16 protein-coding genes are annotated in these 16,792 nt (G+C 72.2%); 1 reads left to right on the top strand and 15 read right to left on the bottom strand.

Translation table 11 applies throughout. The features are described from left to right. Positions 1-30: 30 nt before the first annotated feature. On the bottom strand, positions 31-951 hold the full coding sequence (locus NZH93_RS09660; protein ID WP_259622632.1) for a discoidin domain-containing protein: 921 nt from the start codon (positions 949-951) through the stop codon (positions 31-33). Positions 952-980: 29 nt separating this feature from the next. Between NZH93_RS09660 and NZH93_RS09655 the strand changes: the two genes are divergently transcribed. Continuing rightward, positions 981-1,328, top strand: coding sequence for a hypothetical protein (locus NZH93_RS09655; RefSeq protein ID WP_259622631.1), 348 nt, complete (start codon positions 981-983; stop codon positions 1,326-1,328). Between the two features lie 212 nt (positions 1,329-1,540). Here NZH93_RS09655 and NZH93_RS09650 read toward each other — a convergent pair whose 3' ends face one another. From NZH93_RS09650 to NZH93_RS09590, 14 genes are all read right to left on the bottom strand, one after another. Then, positions 1,541-3,499, bottom strand: coding sequence for a putative baseplate assembly protein (locus NZH93_RS09650; protein WP_259622630.1), 1,959 nt, complete (start codon positions 3,497-3,499; stop codon positions 1,541-1,543). 1 nt (position 3,500) lies between these two features. After that, entirely contained in the window at positions 3,501-3,902 is a 402-nt protein-coding gene (locus NZH93_RS09645) for a GPW/gp25 family protein (RefSeq protein WP_259622629.1), read from the bottom strand. Positions 3,903-3,912: 10 nt separating this feature from the next. Then, positions 3,913-5,799 carry a VgrG-related protein gene (locus NZH93_RS09640; protein ID WP_259622628.1) on the bottom strand — a complete coding sequence of 629 codons (1,887 nt, stop codon included), beginning with the start codon at positions 5,797-5,799 and terminating at the stop codon, positions 3,913-3,915. After that, a complete protein-coding gene (locus NZH93_RS09635; protein ID WP_259622627.1) occupies positions 5,796-7,031 on the bottom strand; it encodes a phage tail protein in 1,236 nt (411 codons plus the stop codon). The genes NZH93_RS09640 and NZH93_RS09635 overlap by 4 nt, the downstream gene beginning before the upstream one ends. Then, positions 7,028-7,507: a phage tail protein gene (locus NZH93_RS09630; RefSeq protein WP_259622626.1), complete on the bottom strand. Its 480-nt coding sequence runs from the start codon at positions 7,505-7,507 to the stop codon at positions 7,028-7,030. The genes NZH93_RS09635 and NZH93_RS09630 overlap by 4 nt, the downstream gene beginning before the upstream one ends. Beyond that, on the bottom strand, positions 7,504-9,618 hold the full coding sequence (locus NZH93_RS09625) for an eCIS core domain-containing protein (protein ID WP_259622625.1): 2,115 nt from the start codon (positions 9,616-9,618) through the stop codon (positions 7,504-7,506). The genes NZH93_RS09630 and NZH93_RS09625 overlap by 4 nt, the downstream gene beginning before the upstream one ends. A 33-nt stretch (positions 9,619-9,651) precedes the next feature. Beyond that, positions 9,652-9,834: a DUF6760 family protein gene (locus NZH93_RS50605; RefSeq protein WP_106190661.1), complete on the bottom strand. Its 183-nt coding sequence runs from the start codon at positions 9,832-9,834 to the stop codon at positions 9,652-9,654. Then, entirely contained in the window at positions 9,831-10,232 is a 402-nt protein-coding gene (locus NZH93_RS09620) for a phage tail assembly protein (protein ID WP_259622624.1), read from the bottom strand. The genes NZH93_RS50605 and NZH93_RS09620 overlap by 4 nt, the downstream gene beginning before the upstream one ends. 63 nt (positions 10,233-10,295) lie before the next feature. Further along, positions 10,296-10,748 (bottom strand): phage tail protein, encoded by a 453-nt coding sequence (locus tag NZH93_RS09615; protein WP_259622623.1) that lies wholly within the window; start codon positions 10,746-10,748, stop codon positions 10,296-10,298. A 30-nt stretch (positions 10,749-10,778) separates the two neighbouring features. After that, positions 10,779-11,213: a hypothetical protein gene (locus NZH93_RS09610; protein WP_259622622.1), complete on the bottom strand. Its 435-nt coding sequence runs from the start codon at positions 11,211-11,213 to the stop codon at positions 10,779-10,781. A gap of 26 nt (positions 11,214-11,239) precedes the next feature. Beyond that, positions 11,240-12,757 (bottom strand): phage tail sheath family protein, encoded by a 1,518-nt coding sequence (locus tag NZH93_RS09605; protein ID WP_259622621.1) that lies wholly within the window; start codon positions 12,755-12,757, stop codon positions 11,240-11,242. A 123-nt stretch (positions 12,758-12,880) separates the two neighbouring features. After that, positions 12,881-15,355: a hypothetical protein gene (locus tag NZH93_RS09600; RefSeq protein ID WP_259622620.1), complete on the bottom strand. Its 2,475-nt coding sequence runs from the start codon at positions 15,353-15,355 to the stop codon at positions 12,881-12,883. Positions 15,356-15,368: 13 nt separating this feature from the next. Further along, complete coding sequence (locus tag NZH93_RS09595; RefSeq protein WP_259622619.1) at positions 15,369-15,683, bottom strand: hypothetical protein; 315 nt, start codon at positions 15,681-15,683, stop codon at positions 15,369-15,371. A 55-nt stretch (positions 15,684-15,738) separates the two neighbouring features. Then, positions 15,739-16,782, bottom strand: a complete 1,044-nt coding sequence (locus NZH93_RS09590; RefSeq protein WP_259622618.1) for a hypothetical protein — start codon at positions 16,780-16,782, stop codon at positions 15,739-15,741. Positions 16,783-16,792 lie beyond the last annotated feature (10 nt).

The raw sequence follows: 16,792 nt of genomic DNA, 5'->3' as shown, positions 1-16,792 counted from the left end.
CGATCACTTCCCCTCACTGGGCGACGGCTCTCAGCCAACGCCGAAGAACTCGACCTCGGTGAGGGCGACGTCCTGCGCGCCCTCGCTCTCGAACACCTGCAAGACCTGCACCCGGACCACCTTCGCCGCCAGCCCGTTGGCCAGGGAGATCTCCTGCGGCTCCGGGGTGTCGGTCAGGGTGACCGTGTCCGACTTCTCGTTGGAGTAGGCGAACAGCAGGATCGACGGCCGGTTGTGCGCGACGAAGCCGTCGCTCGCGCCGCTGGTCACGATCACCTTGGCGAGCGCGGTCACCTTGCCCAGGTCCACCGCCACGGCCGGTTGCACGCCTCCGGTGCGGTCCCACCTCGCCGCCCAGTAGGTGTTCTTGAACTGGTCGAACGCGGCCTTCGCCGGATGTCCCTCCAGTTCCGTGTCGGTCGGCGCGACGCTGGTGGGCCGCACCGGGCTCAACGCGGTGCCCAGCACGGCGGTCGCGGCGGTGCCGACGCCGCGGGCCTTGTCCAGGACGAACGTGCGCAAGGGCGGGTAGACGCCGACGACCAGCCCGCACACCAGCACCACCACCATCGTGTAGCGGCGGACGAACGTGCCGATCCTCCGGCCCGGCCGCCGTCCGACCGCCGCGCCCGGCTTCGGCCGCTTCGCGGCGGGGACGACCCTGGGGCCGCGGCGGGGCGCCAGCCGCCGCCACCACTGCGTGCGGACCGTCGTGGCGGAACTCAGCGACTCCCCGCAGCGCCCGCAGAACTTGCGGGTCGTCACGTTGCCCTCGCCGCACTCGCCGCAGATCAGGTCGCCGGGGCGGATCGCACGGGTCGAGGGGACCCGGCGGACGGTCCTGGGCGCGGGGCGGGCCTCCTGGGGGAGGACTTCCTCGGCCGCGGGTCCCGCGTCCGGCCCGGCGGTGTCCACCGCCGCGACCAGCGCGCCGCCCACCGGTTCGGGCACCGGCCCGGTTCTCGGGGCGGGTGGAGGCGGTGGCGGGACGACTCCGGCCGGAGGCGGTGGCGGCGGGGGCGGTGGTGGAGCGGCCGGACCACCTAGGGGAAGGACCGAACCGCCGGGAGGTGGAGGTGGCGGAGGGGCTGAACCGCCGGGAGGTGGCGGGGGAGGTGGAGGTGGTGGCGGCACAGCGGATCCAGCGGGTGCGGGCGGTGGGGGCGGTGGCGGTGGGGGAGGCGGCGCGCCGCCACCGGGAGGTGGTGGCGGACCGCCTCCCGGTGCCGTGGAGCCCACCGACGGAGCGGTTCCACCCTCGAGAACTGGCCTGTCGGACCACTCCTGGCCGGTGGGCACACCGCCGACGGTGGTCGGCGGACCCGTGATCGTCGTGGCCAGCCGGTGCAGCCAGCCCATCCGCTCCGGAGCCTCCTGCTCGGCCACCGGCACGACGACGGGCGCGGGCGCCGGGGCGGACCGCTCGCCCGTCCACTCCAGGAACTGCCCGCACGACCCGCAGAACGAGTCCTTGTCCTTGTTGCGCTGCCCGCACTCCCGGCACACGATCACGGCCGGTCCCCTCTCCCGTTCGGTGCCATCAGCGGGTCTCCACCCGCACCTGGTGGTCGAAGGAGAACACCAGGCTGTGCGGGTCCAGCTCGATCCGCGCCGCCTCCGGCCCGCGTTCCCCGGTCACCGGGTTGGCGCTGTAGAGCCGGACGTCCTCGACCAGCTCCACCCCCGCCACCCGGTGGAGCACGGCGTGCAGCTCACCCGCCCGCACCGCGCGGCCGAACGGCCAGCCCTCGCCGTCCGGCCCGCCGCCCGGCAGCGGGTTGAGGTAGACCGACAGGGCCCGCACCGCCTCCAGCCGCACCGCGGCGGCCCGGTCCCCGTGCCGGGTGACCAGGCGGGCCACCACGGTCACGCCCCGGTAGCGCGGCGGTTCGACGAGCACCGTGGTGCCCACCAAGCGCACCCGGTCGAGGTGTTCGGCCACAGTGGACAGCACCGCGTCCGGCGGCACCAGGTCGGCCAGCCGGACGCGGCCGTCGTCGCCGATCGCCGCGGACGGCACCACCAGCACCTTCACCGTGCCGGGCGGCAGGTCGGCGCCGGACGCGGGCACGCAGCGGACCCGCGCGACCTCGGGGACCGCTTCGCGGGCGAGCACCTCGTAGTCCTGGGCGGTGACCGCGCGGCCCCTGGTGCGCAGCGCGAGCCCGCCCCGGTCACGGGCCTGCTCCACCGTCTCGGCGTCCTTGCCCCCGGTCGCGGGCCGGACGTTCTCCACGTCGGCCACGAACGGGATCGACGTCCGCAGCGTCCGGATGGTCCTGGCCGCGACGTTGCCGAGCGCGCCGCCCCCGGTCGCGTACCGGCGCACGCGCAGCACGGCGCCGTGCGGTGGGACGGCGCCGTGTCGCCGCAGCGTCCCGTCGGCGAGCCGCACCACCGGGCCCAGCGCGATCTCCCCCTGAGCCGCGTCCAGGACGAAGTGCCGGTCGTCGGGGCCGCTGGCGGCGAAGTGCTCGACCCTGGTCCACTCGTCCCAGCCGCTGTCCGACTCCACCTCCAGCACGACCTCGCCCGCGCCCGCGAGCACGGGCCGTTCGGCGAGCGCGAACACCTGTCCCGCAACGCCTTCGGCCGCGTCGAGCACCTCGAGGTCCACGATCTCGGCGTTGACCGCCGACCCGCTCACCCCGACCGTGCAGGCCGAGATCCGGTGCACCGTCGGCGAGGCGTGGTAGGTGGCCTGGCCCTCGCGCGGAGCCACGACCCTGGCCCGCAGCCACGCCGACCGCTGCCCGTCCAGCAGGCTCGTCCGGTGGCCCGCCGGGACGTCGAGCACGACCGCGCCCGCGGTGCTGAGCCCACCGGTCCCGTCGTGCAGCACCCGGCACGGCTGCCACGCCTCGCCGTCGTGGGCCTCCCAGACCAGCGGCGGGTCCGCCGGGTCGACGCCGACGCCGTCGAGGTCGCCCTCGACCTCGACGCGCACGGCGCACCGGGGGACGGCGGCGTCCAGCCCCAGCAGCAGGTGGTCGCCGTCGGCGGGGACCGGGCCGAAGACCGCGACGGGCAGACCGGTGCGCAGCGCGGACGTCCGTTCCTCGCTCACGTCCTGGGTGGACGTTCCGACCCGTACCGCCGCGAGTTCGCAGGGCAGTGCCACGCAGTCGTCCTCGGTGGTGAACACGATCGACTCGGCGGTCTCGGTCCTGGTCGTGCCGGTCGTGGTGCCCGCCGGGACGACCAGCGCGGTCGTGGCGGGCGCCGAGAGCCAGAACGTCACGTCGGTCCGCGCCGGTGTCGGCGGGAACAGGCGCACGCCGATGAGGTCGAGGAACTTGACGTGCAGCCGGTCCGGGACGCGGTTGAGCCGGTACACCAGTTGGTCGACCATGAACGCGAACGTCTCGATCAACGTCACGCCGGGGTCGGACGGGTGCTGGTCGTTCCACTCCGGGAACCGGCCGCGCACCATGCGGTGCGCGTCCTCGACGAGGTCGGCGAAGCGGCGGGTGTCGAGATCGGGTGCGGGGAGGGCCATCTCAGTCCTCTTCGTCGGGCAGGCCGTGGAAGGGGAAGACGAGGCTGCCCCGGTCGTCGGTGTCGACGACGGTGTAGTCGATGTCGATCAGCAGCAGGCTCCAGCGCTCGGGGTCGGGCTCGACCCGGACGCGGTCGATCCGCGCGCGCGGCTCCCACCGGGTCAGCGCGCGGTCGACCTCGGCGGCCAGTTCGGCGCGCACCCCGGTGGTCGGCGGCTGGAACACGAAGTCCCGCAGCCTGGACCCGAAGTCCGGGCGCATCGGGCGTTCGCCGGGATAGGTGGTGAGGATCAGCCGCATCGACTGCTCCAGCTTGGTCGTCCCGGACGCGAGGCCGAAGCCGCCGGTGGGGGAGAGCCCCACCGGGAACCCCCAGCCCGTGCCGATGGTGTTCGTGGTCACCCCGGCCCTCCTAGTTCAGCTTGATCGGATGTCCCTTGATCTCCACGGGGCCGCTGCTCTCGATCTTGACCGAGGCCTTGCCCGTGAGGTTCAGCCGTGCGCCGCCGCCGACGTTCACCTCGCCACCCGCGCCCGCGGTGACGTTGACCTTGCCGCCCTTGCCGCTGACGACGTCGATCACGCCGCGGTCGCCGCACTGGATGGTCAGCTTCCCCGGCTTCGCCGGTCTGCCACCCGAGGGCGCGGGGGCGCAGCGCAGCGTCACGGTCCCGGCGACCTGGTCCACCACCAGCGCCAGGTCCGCGCCCGCCGTGCCCAGCACGAAGTCCGAGGCCACCGTCGACGGTTTCGCGCCCGGCCCCTGCTCGTCGTGGAACGCGAGCCGGTTGCCGGTGGGCGTGACGATCCCGCGCCACACCACCGAAGCCGCCGAACCGCTGCGCTTGACCGGTGGGCCGCCGAGGTCGTGCGCGGCCCGGTCGTCGTACAGGCCGCCGAGCACGTAGGGCCGCCTCGGGTCGCCGAACTCGAACGCCACCAGTACCTGGTCGCCGACCGCGGGCTGGAGGACGGCACCGCCGCGCGTGCCCGCGCCGGGGTGGGCCACCACCGCCCACCCGGTCTCGAACCGCGGCGACAGCCACGGCAGCGTGAGGCGCACCCGGCCCTTGCCGTCCGGGTCGCCGATGTTGCTCACGACCCCGCACACCACGCCGGGGATGGACGCGGTCGTCGGGGTGCCGCCGCCCAGCGCCAGCAGGGAGCGGTCGTTGGCGCCGCTGATCTCGAACGTGGTGGTGTAGCGCCCGGTGGCGAAGCGGTGGGTGGTCCTGGTGAGCACCCACCGCCCGCGGAACGGTCCCGCCACCCCGTCCACCTCGACGGCCACTCCGGGGCGCAGCCGGGGGTTGCCCACGGCCTCGCCCTCGGCTTCGGCGACCGTCGACCCGAGCCGTCGTGCGGCGCCTTGCGCGACCTCGCGGGCGGCGGTGTCGGCGGCGGCGCCGTTCGCGGCGGGAACGCCGCTCACCACGAACCCCGCGGCCACCGGATCGGGACCCAGGTCGCGTCCCGCCGCGGCGGGCTTGGGTCCGGCGGCGCGGGGCTGGAACGGTCGGGACAGCGCGGCGGGATCGGCGTCGTCGAGGCGGGTGTTCCCGGTCTCCGTGGTGACGACGGCCGCGACCGCCTTGGCCCGCCGCGGGTCCCAGACCCGGACCTCGGTCTGCGGGGCCAGGTTGCCCGCGGTGACCCGAGGGGAGAACCGCAGCAGCGCCGTGGGGAAGGAGAGCCCGACCACCACCGCGGAGGACGCGGCCACCGGCCGGGTGAAGTGGAACTTGCCGTCCACCACGCCGAACTCGAAGCCGATGGCGTCCGCCCGCGACCGCAGGAACTCCCAGTCGGTCTGGTTGACCTGCCCGACGTGCTCGTGCGCGGTCGTGGTCTGGTCGACGCGGCCGACCGCGAGCCCGTGCTCGCGCGCGATCTTCTTCGCGATGTCGGAGTCCTTGACGTTGAGGAACGTCCGGGTGCGCCGCGCCCGTTGCAGGCGGTGGTCGCGGGTGTAGCCGCGCACGGTGGTGCTGCTGTACGCGCCGTAGTCGCCCTCGATCGCGGTGATCTCGCCGACGACGAGGTCCGCCGAGGTCTTGTCCGCCACCCCGACGGACGCCAGCGCGACCTGCGTGCCGATCGCCAGGCCCGCGCGGTCGAGCACCGAGCCGTCCCGGTCGGCGAAGGTGATCTCGAACATGCCGGGCAGGTGCGCGTGCAGGTCCACCACGACGTTCTCGACCAGGCCCTCGACCGACGCGGCCAGCGGGGTCGAGCGGGGACCGACCAGGATTCGGGGCGTCACCTCGACGAACGGGGCGGCCACCGGCTGAGGGGTCATCGTGACCTGTCCTTGAAGGAGCCCGCGTTCTTGCGGAGCGACCGGAGGGAGGTGTCCTCGTCGGCCGACCCGCGTGCGGGCAGGTCGTCCGCCGTCGCGCTCCGGCCGGGCGGGCGAGGGCCGCCGCGCGCACCGCCCTTGGGCGACCTCCCACCCCCGGCGGGCGCGCCGACGGGGGTGGAGCCGCCCGGCTTCGCCCGCTCCTCGGAGGCGCCGACCACGGTCAGGGTCGCGACGGCCCGGCACGGCACACCGGCACGGGTGAACCGGGTGTAGCGGATCTTGACCGACCGCAGGTGCACCTGGGCGGTGTAGTCGGTGCCCATGGCCATGACGAGCCGCTTCGCCGTGGCCTGCCCGACGCCGTGCTCCGGTTCCAGCCACTCCCAGAGCTTCGCCGCCTTCTCCTTGACCGCGGTGGCACCCTCGATGGTCAACGCCGTCACGTCGTAGCAGATCTTGTTGGTCGCCCGCCAGAGGTCCGTTCCGTTGCCGACGCCCTGGTTGGTCGAGCCCTCCAGCTTCTTCTCCTGCGTCACCTCGCCGGGGTTGTACTGGAACTCCAGCTTGAAGTGCTGCTCGTCGGTGAGCGTGAACCGGCCCGGCGCCTGGTCCGACCGCGCGGATTCCTGGTGGCCGAGGCTTCCCCCGCCGAGGAAACCGCGGTGCGCCAGGGTCAGCCTCTCGATCGCGACGCCTCCCGACCTGCTGGTCAACGGTGGCGCCGACCAGGCGATCGGGAAGGCCCCTGCCAGTTCCCACGAGCCGAGCAGGCGGTCCTGCTCCTCACCACCCGGCGAGCTGAACAGCGAGATGACGACCGTGCTGCCGGTGTAGGAGGCCTTGGCCGTCCCGCCGGACTCCACCAGCCCGGCGCCGCCCTCGTCGCCGTCGTGCCAGTGCCGCGCGACGTGGCGCAACCAGAGCTGCACCCGTTCGCTGTCGGCGTGGTTCATGGCCCGTTCCAGGGTGAGCCTGCCGTGGGTGATGTTCTTGGGGATGAGGTAGGGGGCGTCGTTCTCGCCGCCGGACCACACCTCCTCCACGTTGAGGTCGACTCCGAGGCCGGAGCAGCCGGACCACCGGCCCAGGTCCTCCTGGCCGGTGGGACGCAGCACGACCACCCGGAACCAGGTCGTCACGCCGTAGCGCGGGTGCGTGCCCGGTTGGCCGGGTTTGCGCTTCGCCGCCCACGCGCCGAGCGGGGGCTGGGTCAGGGCGGGGATGATCATCGTCCGCCTCCGGACTCGTCGTGGAGGAACCCCGAGTGCGCCAGTTCCAGCGTCTCGATGACGGGTCTCGTCCCGTCGGACTCGAACGCCGAGATCGCCCAGGAGACCGGGAAGAACTGCTTGAGCTCCCAGGTGATGACCGGGACGCCCGCGAAGTCGAGCATGTGGATGCCACCGCTGAGCGGCTGGTGCTCGCGGGACGTCCTGGCCAGCCACCGCTGGACCTTCACCGAGTCCGAGCAGGCGGCGCGGGCGAGTTCGACGACCGGGTACGACGAGTCGCCGGGGACCACGACCACGTCGTTGTCGTCACCCGCCCGGTACTGGTGCCGTTCCCAGCTCACCCTCAGCCCGGACACCCGCGACCAGCTCCCGAGGTCGTACTCGTCGTGGTCCAGGTGCACGACGAACCGGTGCGTCATCGCGACCTGGTCGAACAGGAACTCCGCGGCCCTGGCGTGCAGTGGGGGCTTCACCGGTGTCCTCCTGGTCCGGGGTCGGCGAGGGAACCGGTCCGCTCGCGGTCGATCAGCAGTTCGGAGCGCAACCGGGAGCGGATGTGCCGGTAGAGCCGGTCGGCGAGGGCGTCGGTGTCCGGGTGGGACGTCCGGTCCTGCGGCGACTCGTCCCGACTCGGCTCACGTTCCCGCCGCAGCTCGGCCAGCGTCGAGCGCAGGTCGGCGATCTGGGTGAACGCCTCCGCGAGACCGGCGGCGTCGGGATCGGCACGGTGGTGTGCCGGTGCGTCGGGTCGACGCGACTCGGTGAACCCGGTCTCCGGGGTCCAGGACATGGCAGGGTTCTCCGGAACCGGGTCGGTGGTGTCGTGGACCGGGTTCGTCGCCGTCGGTCGTGGCGCGCGTTGGAGGCTCTCGGTGGCGTTCGGCGGTGCCGACGTCGTGGGTCGCGTGCGGTGCACCAGCGGTGCAGGGGCCTGTTCCTCGCCGAGGAACCACCGTTCCGCCGACCTCGCGACGGCTTCCAGTTCCTGCCCGTGCGCGGAGTCCTCGCCGGGCATGTCCGCGCCGAGCGCGCGTTGCTGCACGACGTGGACGAGTTCGTGGGCCAGCAGCGCGCGGGTGTCCCCGCGGTCCATCGTCGCGACGGCGTGGGGCAGGTGGACCCGACCGCCCTGGGTGAACGCGCGGGCGCCCAACGCCGCCGCCCGTCGGGTGACCGCCCGACCGCTGCGCACCGGCACGTCCGCGATGTCGACGCCCAGGTCCCGGCGGAAGGCGGTGACGACGTCGGACGGCACCCGCACCTCGACGGCCTCCGGTTCGGCGAGGTAGGTCGTCTGCCGGGGGAGGACCTGCTCGGTTAACGTCGGGGCCTCCGCGCTGTCGGTGCCGTGCTCGCGTGGAGCGAACGCGACCACCTCGATCGGTACGGGTGGCTCGAAGGGATCGTCCACATTGGACTGGAGTGCGAAAGGTGGTGGTGTGCGGTTGATGGGGGCGCGGTGGATCGGGCCGTCCTGCTGGTCGGTGACGGGTGCCGTCGCGGGCAGTGGTTCGCGAGTGGCTTGGCGCGGTGGTGCGGCGCGGTCGGGAGGTGGGGTCCGCACCGGTGGCCGAGGGGGAGGTGGGTCGGCGGGCTTGGCTTTCGCGGGTGAGGTGAACAGGGGCGGCTGGACGACGGTCCGGTTGGTGCGCCGGTCGTCCGGTCGTCCGTCGCCGGTCGCCACCGGGTGCATGGGTTCGGCTGGCGGGACCGTGAGTTCGGCTGGGGCGTGCGCTCGGGACTGTGAGGTGGGTGGGTCCACGGTGGTGTCGACGTCAGTGGGAGCGGCTGCCGGGGGCACCTCGTTCGGCGTGAACGGTTCCGCCGGTGCGCCGGCGTCTTCCCGTGCGGCGGGCAGGCCGACGCCTCGCCTCCTGCTCTGGCCGAGCGTCGGACGTGCGCGCGGGACCCTCGGCGGGTCCACTGTGGACTTCACGGGCTCGGGAGGCGGCGGTGGAGGGGCGCTCAGCGCGGCCAGTCCCGACGCGTCGCCCAGTCCGAGCACGCTCATCGCCGTCTCGATGCCCATCGCCTCGTACTGGGCGGCCAGCCGGTCGAAGTCGGTCACGCTGCGGAACGGCGAGTCCGGCTCGACCGGTTCGGACACGAACTCGACCGAGGCTGTGGTCAGCGCCGGGGCGGCGGGCCGTCGGGGGACGGCCGGGCGGCGCACGGGCGGCACGATCGGCAGTGCGGGTTCGGTGAGCCCGTCCTGGTCGACGGGCGGCGGTGGCGCCGGTTCGGGCTCGGGGGCAGGCGCGAGCGGTTCGGGGCGGATCACGAGCAGTCCGGTGGCGCGTCCGACCAACACGGGGGTGTCCACCGCGAAGGAGTCCACTGTGGACAACGCGGTCGTGGTGGTTCTGCCGGTGGTGGGGGCCGGTCGACGCCTGCGCAGCCGGAGTTCGGGGAGCACCGACCGGGTGCCCGCGACGTCGGGCATCCGCATCAGGACCACCGCGGTGCGCGGCAGTCCCGTGATGACCGTGCGCAGCACGGGCAGGCGCCGCCACGCGAGGGTGGGGCCGCTGTCGGCGGTCGGGGACGGCCGCCGGGGGCGCTTACCGCGGAACGGCCACCACATCGGTCCTCCAAACGCGGTCGTGACGGGGAAAGGTCAGTACGGGGCGGGCGGGGGCGGCGCGTCCACGCCGTCGAGGCGCTGGTGGATGCGGCCGACCTCGGTGATGACGGCGGTGCGGGAGCGGTGGTCGAGGTCGAGCAGTTCCCCGAACGACCAGTGCAGGTAGTAGGCGACGTACGCGATCTCCTCCCAGAGGCGGGGGAGGGCGTACGTCAGCGTTCCCCCGAGGCATCACCGGCGACGTCCACCCCGAACTCGTGCCCGCACGCGGGGCAGGCGACCTCGGCCTCGGTGTGGCCGTCCTGGTTGATCCGCCGGTAGAGGTCCTGGAGGAACGCCAGGTCGGAGGCGAACAGGCACTCCACCACCAGCGCGTCGACCACCGGCACCGAACCGAGCCGCACCAGCGTGCGCTCCAGCAGCAGCACCGTCAGGTACGCCGGGTTCTGCCGCACGCGCGGGTCGGTCTGGGTGGTGATCTCGTCGCGGGCGGTGGCGAGCCGCATGACGCCCTCGCGGTGCGCGACGCCCCGCTCGTCGACGAAACCCCGCGGCAGCACGAAGGGGTACTCCGTGCGCAGGGCGCCCGGTGGAGCGGTCAAGCCTTGCGTCATCGGGATTTCCTTCCGGGTGGGTGCGCTTCTTCGGTGACGGCGTGGGGAAGGCGGGCGGCCCGGCTAGGGCTTGACCTCGATGCTCTCGCAGGTGATCTTGCACTCGATGGTGGCCACCGCGGAGTCACCCGCCTTCAGGCCGCTGATCAGGATCTCGGAGCACCAGGCGTTGTGCAGCACGTAGGTGATCGGCGCCTCGCCGGAGGCGTCCATCACGGTGAGGGTGCCGTCGCCGCGGGCCTGGGGGTTCCCGAAGCGCGCCATCGCGTGCCACGCCATCAGCTTGCTGTTGCCCGCCGCGTCGAGTCCGCGCTTGAGTTGGATCACCGGCGGCTCGGTCTTGCCGAACTGCTTGGTGTGGATGGTGTTGCCCTTGTCGTCGTTGTAGATGTACTCCTGCGCGGCGACCTTGGACGAGATGCCGCCCAGTTCGGAGAAGGCGATCGTGCCCAGGTTGGTGAAGGCCAGGTAGAACCGGGCGGCGGACACCACCTGGCTCTGCGTGGTCGCGGTCATGGCAGGACTCCTCTTCTCATGGGGCGGCGGTCAGGCGAGGATGATCGCGTCGCACTCGATGGTCGCCTTCATCATCACGACGTTCGACGACCCGGCGGTCGTCGCGTCCAGTTCGAGCCTGGCGCACCAGGCGTTCTCCAGCAGGCAGGAAGCGGTGACGCCGCCGCTCGCGTCCATGATCGTGAACGCGGCGGGCACCTTGGCCAACGGGTTGTTCATCCGCGCCAGCGCGTGCCAGGCGAAGATCCGGCCGAAGCCCGCGGCGTCCAGCGCCCGCTTCAGCGTGATCGACGGTGGCCGGGCCCGCCCGAACTGCTTGGTGTGGATGTTGCCCACCCTGTTGTTGTACGAGTACTCCTGGTGCTCCACACTGGACGTGAAGCCCGCCAGCTCGGAGAAACCCAGGCCCACCGCCCACCCCTCGCAGGTCACCACGAAGCGCGCGGCACTGACGTACTGGTCCACGACCAGGACTCCTCACCTCGTGACACTCATTCCTGGAGCGCCGCGCCCTCGGAGTACTGAGCCAGGCGGAACACCACGAACTCGGCGGGCTTCACCGGGGCGATGCCGATGTCGACGGTGAGGATGCCCGCGTCGCGGTTCTCCTCCGGGTTGTTCTCCGCGTCGCACTTGACGTAGAAGGCCTGGTCCGGTGTGCTGCCGAACAGGGCGCCGCTGCGCCACACGCGGCGGAGGAACATGTTGATCGTCCGGTTGACCGATCCCCACAGGTACTGGTCGTTCGGCTCGAAGACCACCCAGTTCGTCCCGTTGAGGATCGACTTCTCCACGTAGTTGAACAGCCTGCGCACGTTGAGGTAGCGCCACTCCGGGTCGCTGGAGAGCGTGCGGGCGCCCCAGATCCGGACGCCCTGGCCGGGGAACGAGCGGACGCAGTTGACCCCGACCGGGTTGAGCGTGTCGTGCTCGCCCCGCGTCAGCCCGGACCGCAGACCGACCACCCCGCGCACCACCTCGTTCGCCGGCGCCTTGTGCACCCCGCGCGTGTCGTCGTTGCGCGCCCACACGCCGGCGACGTGCCCGCTGGGCGGCACGGCGAGCTTCTTCCCGTTGGGCGCCACGACGTCGAGCCACGGCCAGTAGAGGGTGGCGTACTTGGAGTCGTAGCCCGCCTCGTCCACCCGCCAGGTCCGCAGCGCCTGCGGTTTGAGGTCCGGCAGCGGGTCGAGGATGGCCACCCGGTCCGACATCAGCTCGCAGTGCGCGATCATGGCGAGCTGCACGGCCTTCACGCCGTCGCGGTCGATGGCGCCGCGCTGGTAGGCGCTCATCAGGTCGGGCACGCAGAGCATGGTGACGTCGTCGACGGCCTCCAGTCCCGCGAAGCCGGTGCGGTCGCCCGAATCGCCCACGTAGTCGGAAGCCCGCACGGGTCCGACCGCGGCGACCTCGCCGCCGCTCAGGACGGTCCTGGTGCCCTTGCTGGGCAGCGCCACCGCGCTCTGGCCCTTCACGTCCTCGACCGCGACCAGTTTGGACTGGCGCAGCGCGGTCACCACGTGCGAGGGACCGCGCCGCACGGTGACGTTGTCGTAGACCTCCTCCACGTCCCCCTTGCGCACCACGAGCTTCACCGCGTCGTCGCCCGGCTCGGAGGAGTCCTGGACCTCGATCGACACGTCGTTGCCCGCCGGGCCCGCCTCGACCGCCCTGACCACGACCGGCCTGCCCGAGCCGACACCGGCGATCTCCGCGCGCGCCGTCGCCGTGCCGTCACCGGTCCCGCCGCCGACGCGCACCACGTACGCCGCGCCGCCGCCGTTGAGGAAGTACCCGTACACGGCGTGCGCGAGGTAGCCGTCGTCGAGGAACCCGCCGAACGCCTGGGAGAACTGGGTCCAGTTCGTCACCAGCACCGGCTCGTCGGTCGGACCGCGCTCGGCGAACCCGACGAACGCGGCGACGGCGGTGCCGACCCCCTCGATGGGCTTGGAACCGGACGACACCTCCTCGGTGTACACGCCGGGTGAAAGGTAGTTCGCCATACCGTCCTCCGCTGTAGTGCCTGACACGCACACTCTGACCGCGAACGCGGCCGGGCCCATAAGCGTTCGGCCCGGCTTTCGCGCACCGCGTTGCACCTTCGGGAAACCCGGCGGTCGCGCGGGTCAGGCGCCGACCTTGTCCCGGTGTTCGAGGACCGCCTTGACCTTGGCGTTGACCCGTTCCCGGAACTCGGCCAGGGTGTCCGGGGACGAGGGCGCCTTGCTCTCGCCGAGGTAGTAGGCGACGCCGCCGGTGGGGAAGACCGCGTCGTAGAGGCTGTCCGTGCCCTTCAGCGCGGCGCCGAGGTGGCCCACCATGACGCCCTGGACGTCGGTCACCGTGTACACGCCCTTGTCCACGACAACGCGCTCGACCAGTTCGGCGCGGTCGAAGCGGACGATGGCGGTGTACTCGTCGGAGAGCGGGTGGTAGTAGGAGTCCAGCTCCTCCTTGATCTCCGCGGCGCCCTTGACCCGGAGGTAGACGTACCGGGTGTCGTCGAACACGACCCGTTCGACCACGTCACCCCACCGCGCGGTCCTCTCCCTGACCCACTGGCGGAGGACGAACTGGAAGGAGTCACGGGTCTTGAAGCGCAGCCGCATGGTCTCCACGTCGATGTCGACCTCGAACTTCGTGCCGTCCCCGTTGACGATCTCACCGCTGAGGGTGCCGTCCTCCATGACGACCCTCAGCCGCACGTCGGCGTTGTTCGAGAGCTTGCCGCGCAGGGCGAGGGCCTGGTCCTTGCCGAGGGCGGCGAGCGTGTCGCGCAGCACCTCCTTGAGCGCGTCCCTTGCCTCGGGCGTGATCGTGTCCTCGATCTTCGGCGGCAGGACCAGGCTGGTGATCAGCCCGCCGGTCTCCAGCACCAGGGACAGGCCGTTCGTCGCGACACCGGTCCACGCCGACACGGATTCGCCGATGTTGCTCACCGGGTCCGTCACCCGACCGATGATCTTCGCCGCCTTGTCGGCGTTCTTCGCGGCCGCCAGCTTGGCGAGTTCGAGGGGGACCGCCGTGGTGGCCGCCACCTTGCCGCGGCCGTCCTCGACCTTCAACGCCCCCTCGGCGACCACCACGATCTTCCGCACCGGCTCGGCGAGTGCCCTCATGGCCTGCTGCTTGGTGGTCACCACCTCCTTGCCCAGGAAGGTGTCCATCTCGCCCGCGTCCTTCAACTCGTCGACGTGCTGGTCCACGTGCCGGGCGGTCAGGTGGTCGGCGATCTTGTCCATCAGCGCGTCGGCGGCGATCAGCGCGGGGACGACGAGGAAGGTCAGGGTGCCCGCGCTGAACACCTCCAGGACGACGCTGGCGGTGAAGGTGGCCGCGGTCAGCAGCACCTTGGCGGAGCGGATGGCCAGCCACAACTGGAAGTTGTCGTTCTGGAGGTTCCTCGTCAGTTGCTCCTCGGTCCACTCCTGGACCCATCCGTAGAACTCCTGGCAACTGTCCACCACGCACTCGTAGACCGCCCGAACGGCTTCGAGGTACGCGACGAGCGCCTGCCTGCCCGCCACGAAGTGCTCGTCCAGCGACTTCCCGGTCTTGGCGGTGTCGTGGTCGTCCTGCCGCTGGGAGATCGCGCCGGGTTCCGGGCTCGTCCCGAGCGGGGTGGCGTACTGCTCGTTGAAGTCGAGTGCGAACTGGCGCACCATGCCCTCGGCGGTCGAGAGCATGCCCCACGTGTGGGCGAAGCGGTTGCTCGCGTAGAGCGGGACCTCGGCGAAGTTCCTGAACCGCCCCTCGTCGGCGATCTTCTGCCAGGTCGCGAACTCCCCGGCGGCGACCGTCGTCAACGACGTCACCTTGACCTCGATGTACAGCCGGGCCGCGGCGTCGCGCATGGCGACGATCGTGGGGTAGTGCGAGACGTCGACGCCGGGCGCGGGGTTCTTCTTGTGCTGCCCGAGCAGGCCTTTGACCTCCGAGTCGGCCTGGGTGTGCCGCACGGCCCGCCGGATCGCGATGTTCCGGTCCTGCTCGACCCGCTTGGCGACGCCGAAGGGGTGCAGCCCGAACCTGTTGCTGATGGCGAGGAAGCCCTCGCGCGTCCGGTAGGAGCGCTTGCCGTCCTTCACCACGACCTCGTCCTGCCCGTGGTCGAGGATCCGTCTGGTGTTCTTCCACGACCCGGTGACCGACGGGTCGTCCATCGCGACGGCCACGGTGTCGAGCACGACCCGCAGGTCCGCGACGAACAGCGCGAACGGGTTCTCGACCTTCGCGATGACCGCCCCGAAAGCGGTCTTGGTCTTCTCGGCCGCGGCGTTCCGCGGATCCTCGATCAGGTCCCACTGCGCGTCGATCCAGTCCACGGTGACCTCGCCCCGCGGGTTCATCCGCAGCCAGGACCGGAAGGCGACCAGGAAGGCGTCGCGGTGCTTGCCCTGGAAGGGTTTCCTCCCGCCGAGCAGCCGCGCCGCGTTCTCGGGCAGGTCGTGGTGGCGCACCGCGCTGCCGGGAGTCCGGCCGAGCTTCTCCCGCAGGGAGGACAGGGCGCTCGGCCCCTCCGTGGTGACCTCGTAGATCAGCGCGAGGTGGTCGGGGTTCAGTGCTTCCCACCAGGTGGGGGCGGCGATCGGCTGGGACACGGTTGCTCCTCGTTCAGTCGTCCGCGCCGGGCGCGTCGATGCCGGACAGGTCCACGCGCCACTCGGCGGCGACGGCCTTGGCCGCGGTGTCGTCCCCCACGCGCAGGTGCGCCGTGACCAGTTCGGTCGCGACCTCCCGGAGGGCCTCGTCGCCGCTCGGCTCGCTCCTGATGGTGGACAGCGCGGCCTCGTCCTCCAGCAGCGACGTCCAGCCGGTGATGGCGCCCGTCAGGTCGCCCATCTCGTAGGCCTGGAAGGCGTCCCGCTCCTCGTGGAGCCAGCCCTGGACGTGCGGGTCGACCGCCACGCCCTCGTTCGGTTCGGTCATGGTTCACCTTCTCGCTGGCCCGCGGTCCGCCCGCGGTGTCGGGTGGTCCGCGGTGTCACGCCGGGACGACGAGGTCGTGCGCGGCGATGTAGTCGTCGATGGCCTGGATGGTCACGGGTCCGACGACCCCGTCGACCTTGAGGCTCAGCGCTTCCTGCACGGCCAGGAGGTCGAGCAGGTCGTCGGGGCGGAAGTCGTCGGCGGTGAGGAGCACGGTGTCGTCGTCCTCGCGGTCGATCTCGGCCAACGCCCGCTCGGCCGACGCGACCTCGTCGTCGGTGAGCTGGCGGTCCAGCAGCGACACCGGGGCCTCGGCGACTGGTTCGGGCTCCTGCCGGGGCACCGGCGGTGGCGTCTCCACCAGTGGCGGCAGGGTGATGTGGTACTGGGCGAAGACGGCGCGCTGCCCTCCGGCCTCGGCGTGGTCGAGGAACGCCTTGGCGGGGCTCGCGAGCGCCTCCTGGTCGGCGGTGTACTCGAACCAGGTGCGGAACACCGCCCAGTCCCGCGGCTGCCCGTTCCACCGGACGCCGTTGGCGGCGAGGAACCTGTTCCAGTCCTCCTGGTCGTGGGGGACGGTGACCTGGTAGGCGCGGAAGGTCTTGTGCCGTCCGTCCTGGTCGGCCAGCGTCAGGAAGCCGGTGGCCTCCGCCGCCAGCCCCACCAGGCCCGCCGCGTGCAGGAACCAGGTGCGGAAGACGTCCCAGTCGGCGTGCGCGCCGTTCCACCGCGGCCCGTGCTCGGCGAGGAAGGTGGCCCAGTCGCCGCGGACGACGGGGACGGCGGGCTGGTGGGCCGCCGCGACCCTGGCCTCGGCCTGCGCGTAGAGGTCCAGCAGTTCGTCCGCGGTCAGCGCCACCATCTCGCCGACGACCTCGACCGGCCGGAGGTTCGCGCGTTCCAACGACTCGACGAACGCCCGGACCGTGTCCGGCGGGAACTCCCGCCGGTCCTCGTCCTCCGTCAGCAGCGCGGTGAGCCTGCCCTGGTCGCCCTCGGCCTGCGCGAAGCGGGTCACCAGTGCCTCGAACCACTTCCGCCGCTCGGCGAGGTCGGTGATCCGGACCGCTAGGACCATGTCGTCGGTAACCCGTGTCATCCGCGCACTC

Origin of the sequence: Umezawaea endophytica, from assembly GCF_025061645.1 — a bacterium.
Lineage (GTDB): Bacteria > Actinomycetota > Actinomycetes > Mycobacteriales > Pseudonocardiaceae > Umezawaea > Umezawaea endophytica.
This window is presented reverse-complemented; position numbering and strand designations above follow the sequence as displayed.

Excerpts from the sequence above, each read along its gene's own strand:
- NZH93_RS09595 (WP_259622619.1), bottom strand. The coding sequence starts at position 15,683 with ATGACCGAACCGAACGAGGGCGTGGCGGTCGACCCGCACGTCCAGGGC.
- NZH93_RS09590 (WP_259622618.1), bottom strand. The coding sequence starts at position 16,782 with ATGACACGGGTTACCGACGACATGGTCCTAGCGGTCCGGATCACCGAC.
- NZH93_RS09635 (WP_259622627.1), bottom strand. The coding sequence starts at position 7,031 with ATGATCATCCCCGCCCTGACCCAGCCCCCGCTCGGCGCGTGGGCGGCG.
- NZH93_RS09620 (WP_259622624.1), bottom strand. The coding sequence starts at position 10,232 with ATGACGCAAGGCTTGACCGCTCCACCGGGCGCCCTGCGCACGGAGTAC.
- NZH93_RS09650 (WP_259622630.1), bottom strand. The coding sequence starts at position 3,499 with ATGGCCCTCCCCGCACCCGATCTCGACACCCGCCGCTTCGCCGACCTC.
- NZH93_RS09615 (WP_259622623.1), bottom strand. The coding sequence starts at position 10,748 with ATGACCGCGACCACGCAGAGCCAGGTGGTGTCCGCCGCCCGGTTCTAC.
- NZH93_RS09640 (WP_259622628.1), bottom strand. The coding sequence starts at position 5,799 with ATGACCCCTCAGCCGGTGGCCGCCCCGTTCGTCGAGGTGACGCCCCGA.
- NZH93_RS09625 (WP_259622625.1), bottom strand. The coding sequence starts at position 9,618 with ATGTGGTGGCCGTTCCGCGGTAAGCGCCCCCGGCGGCCGTCCCCGACC.
- NZH93_RS09605 (WP_259622621.1), bottom strand. The coding sequence starts at position 12,757 with ATGGCGAACTACCTTTCACCCGGCGTGTACACCGAGGAGGTGTCGTCC.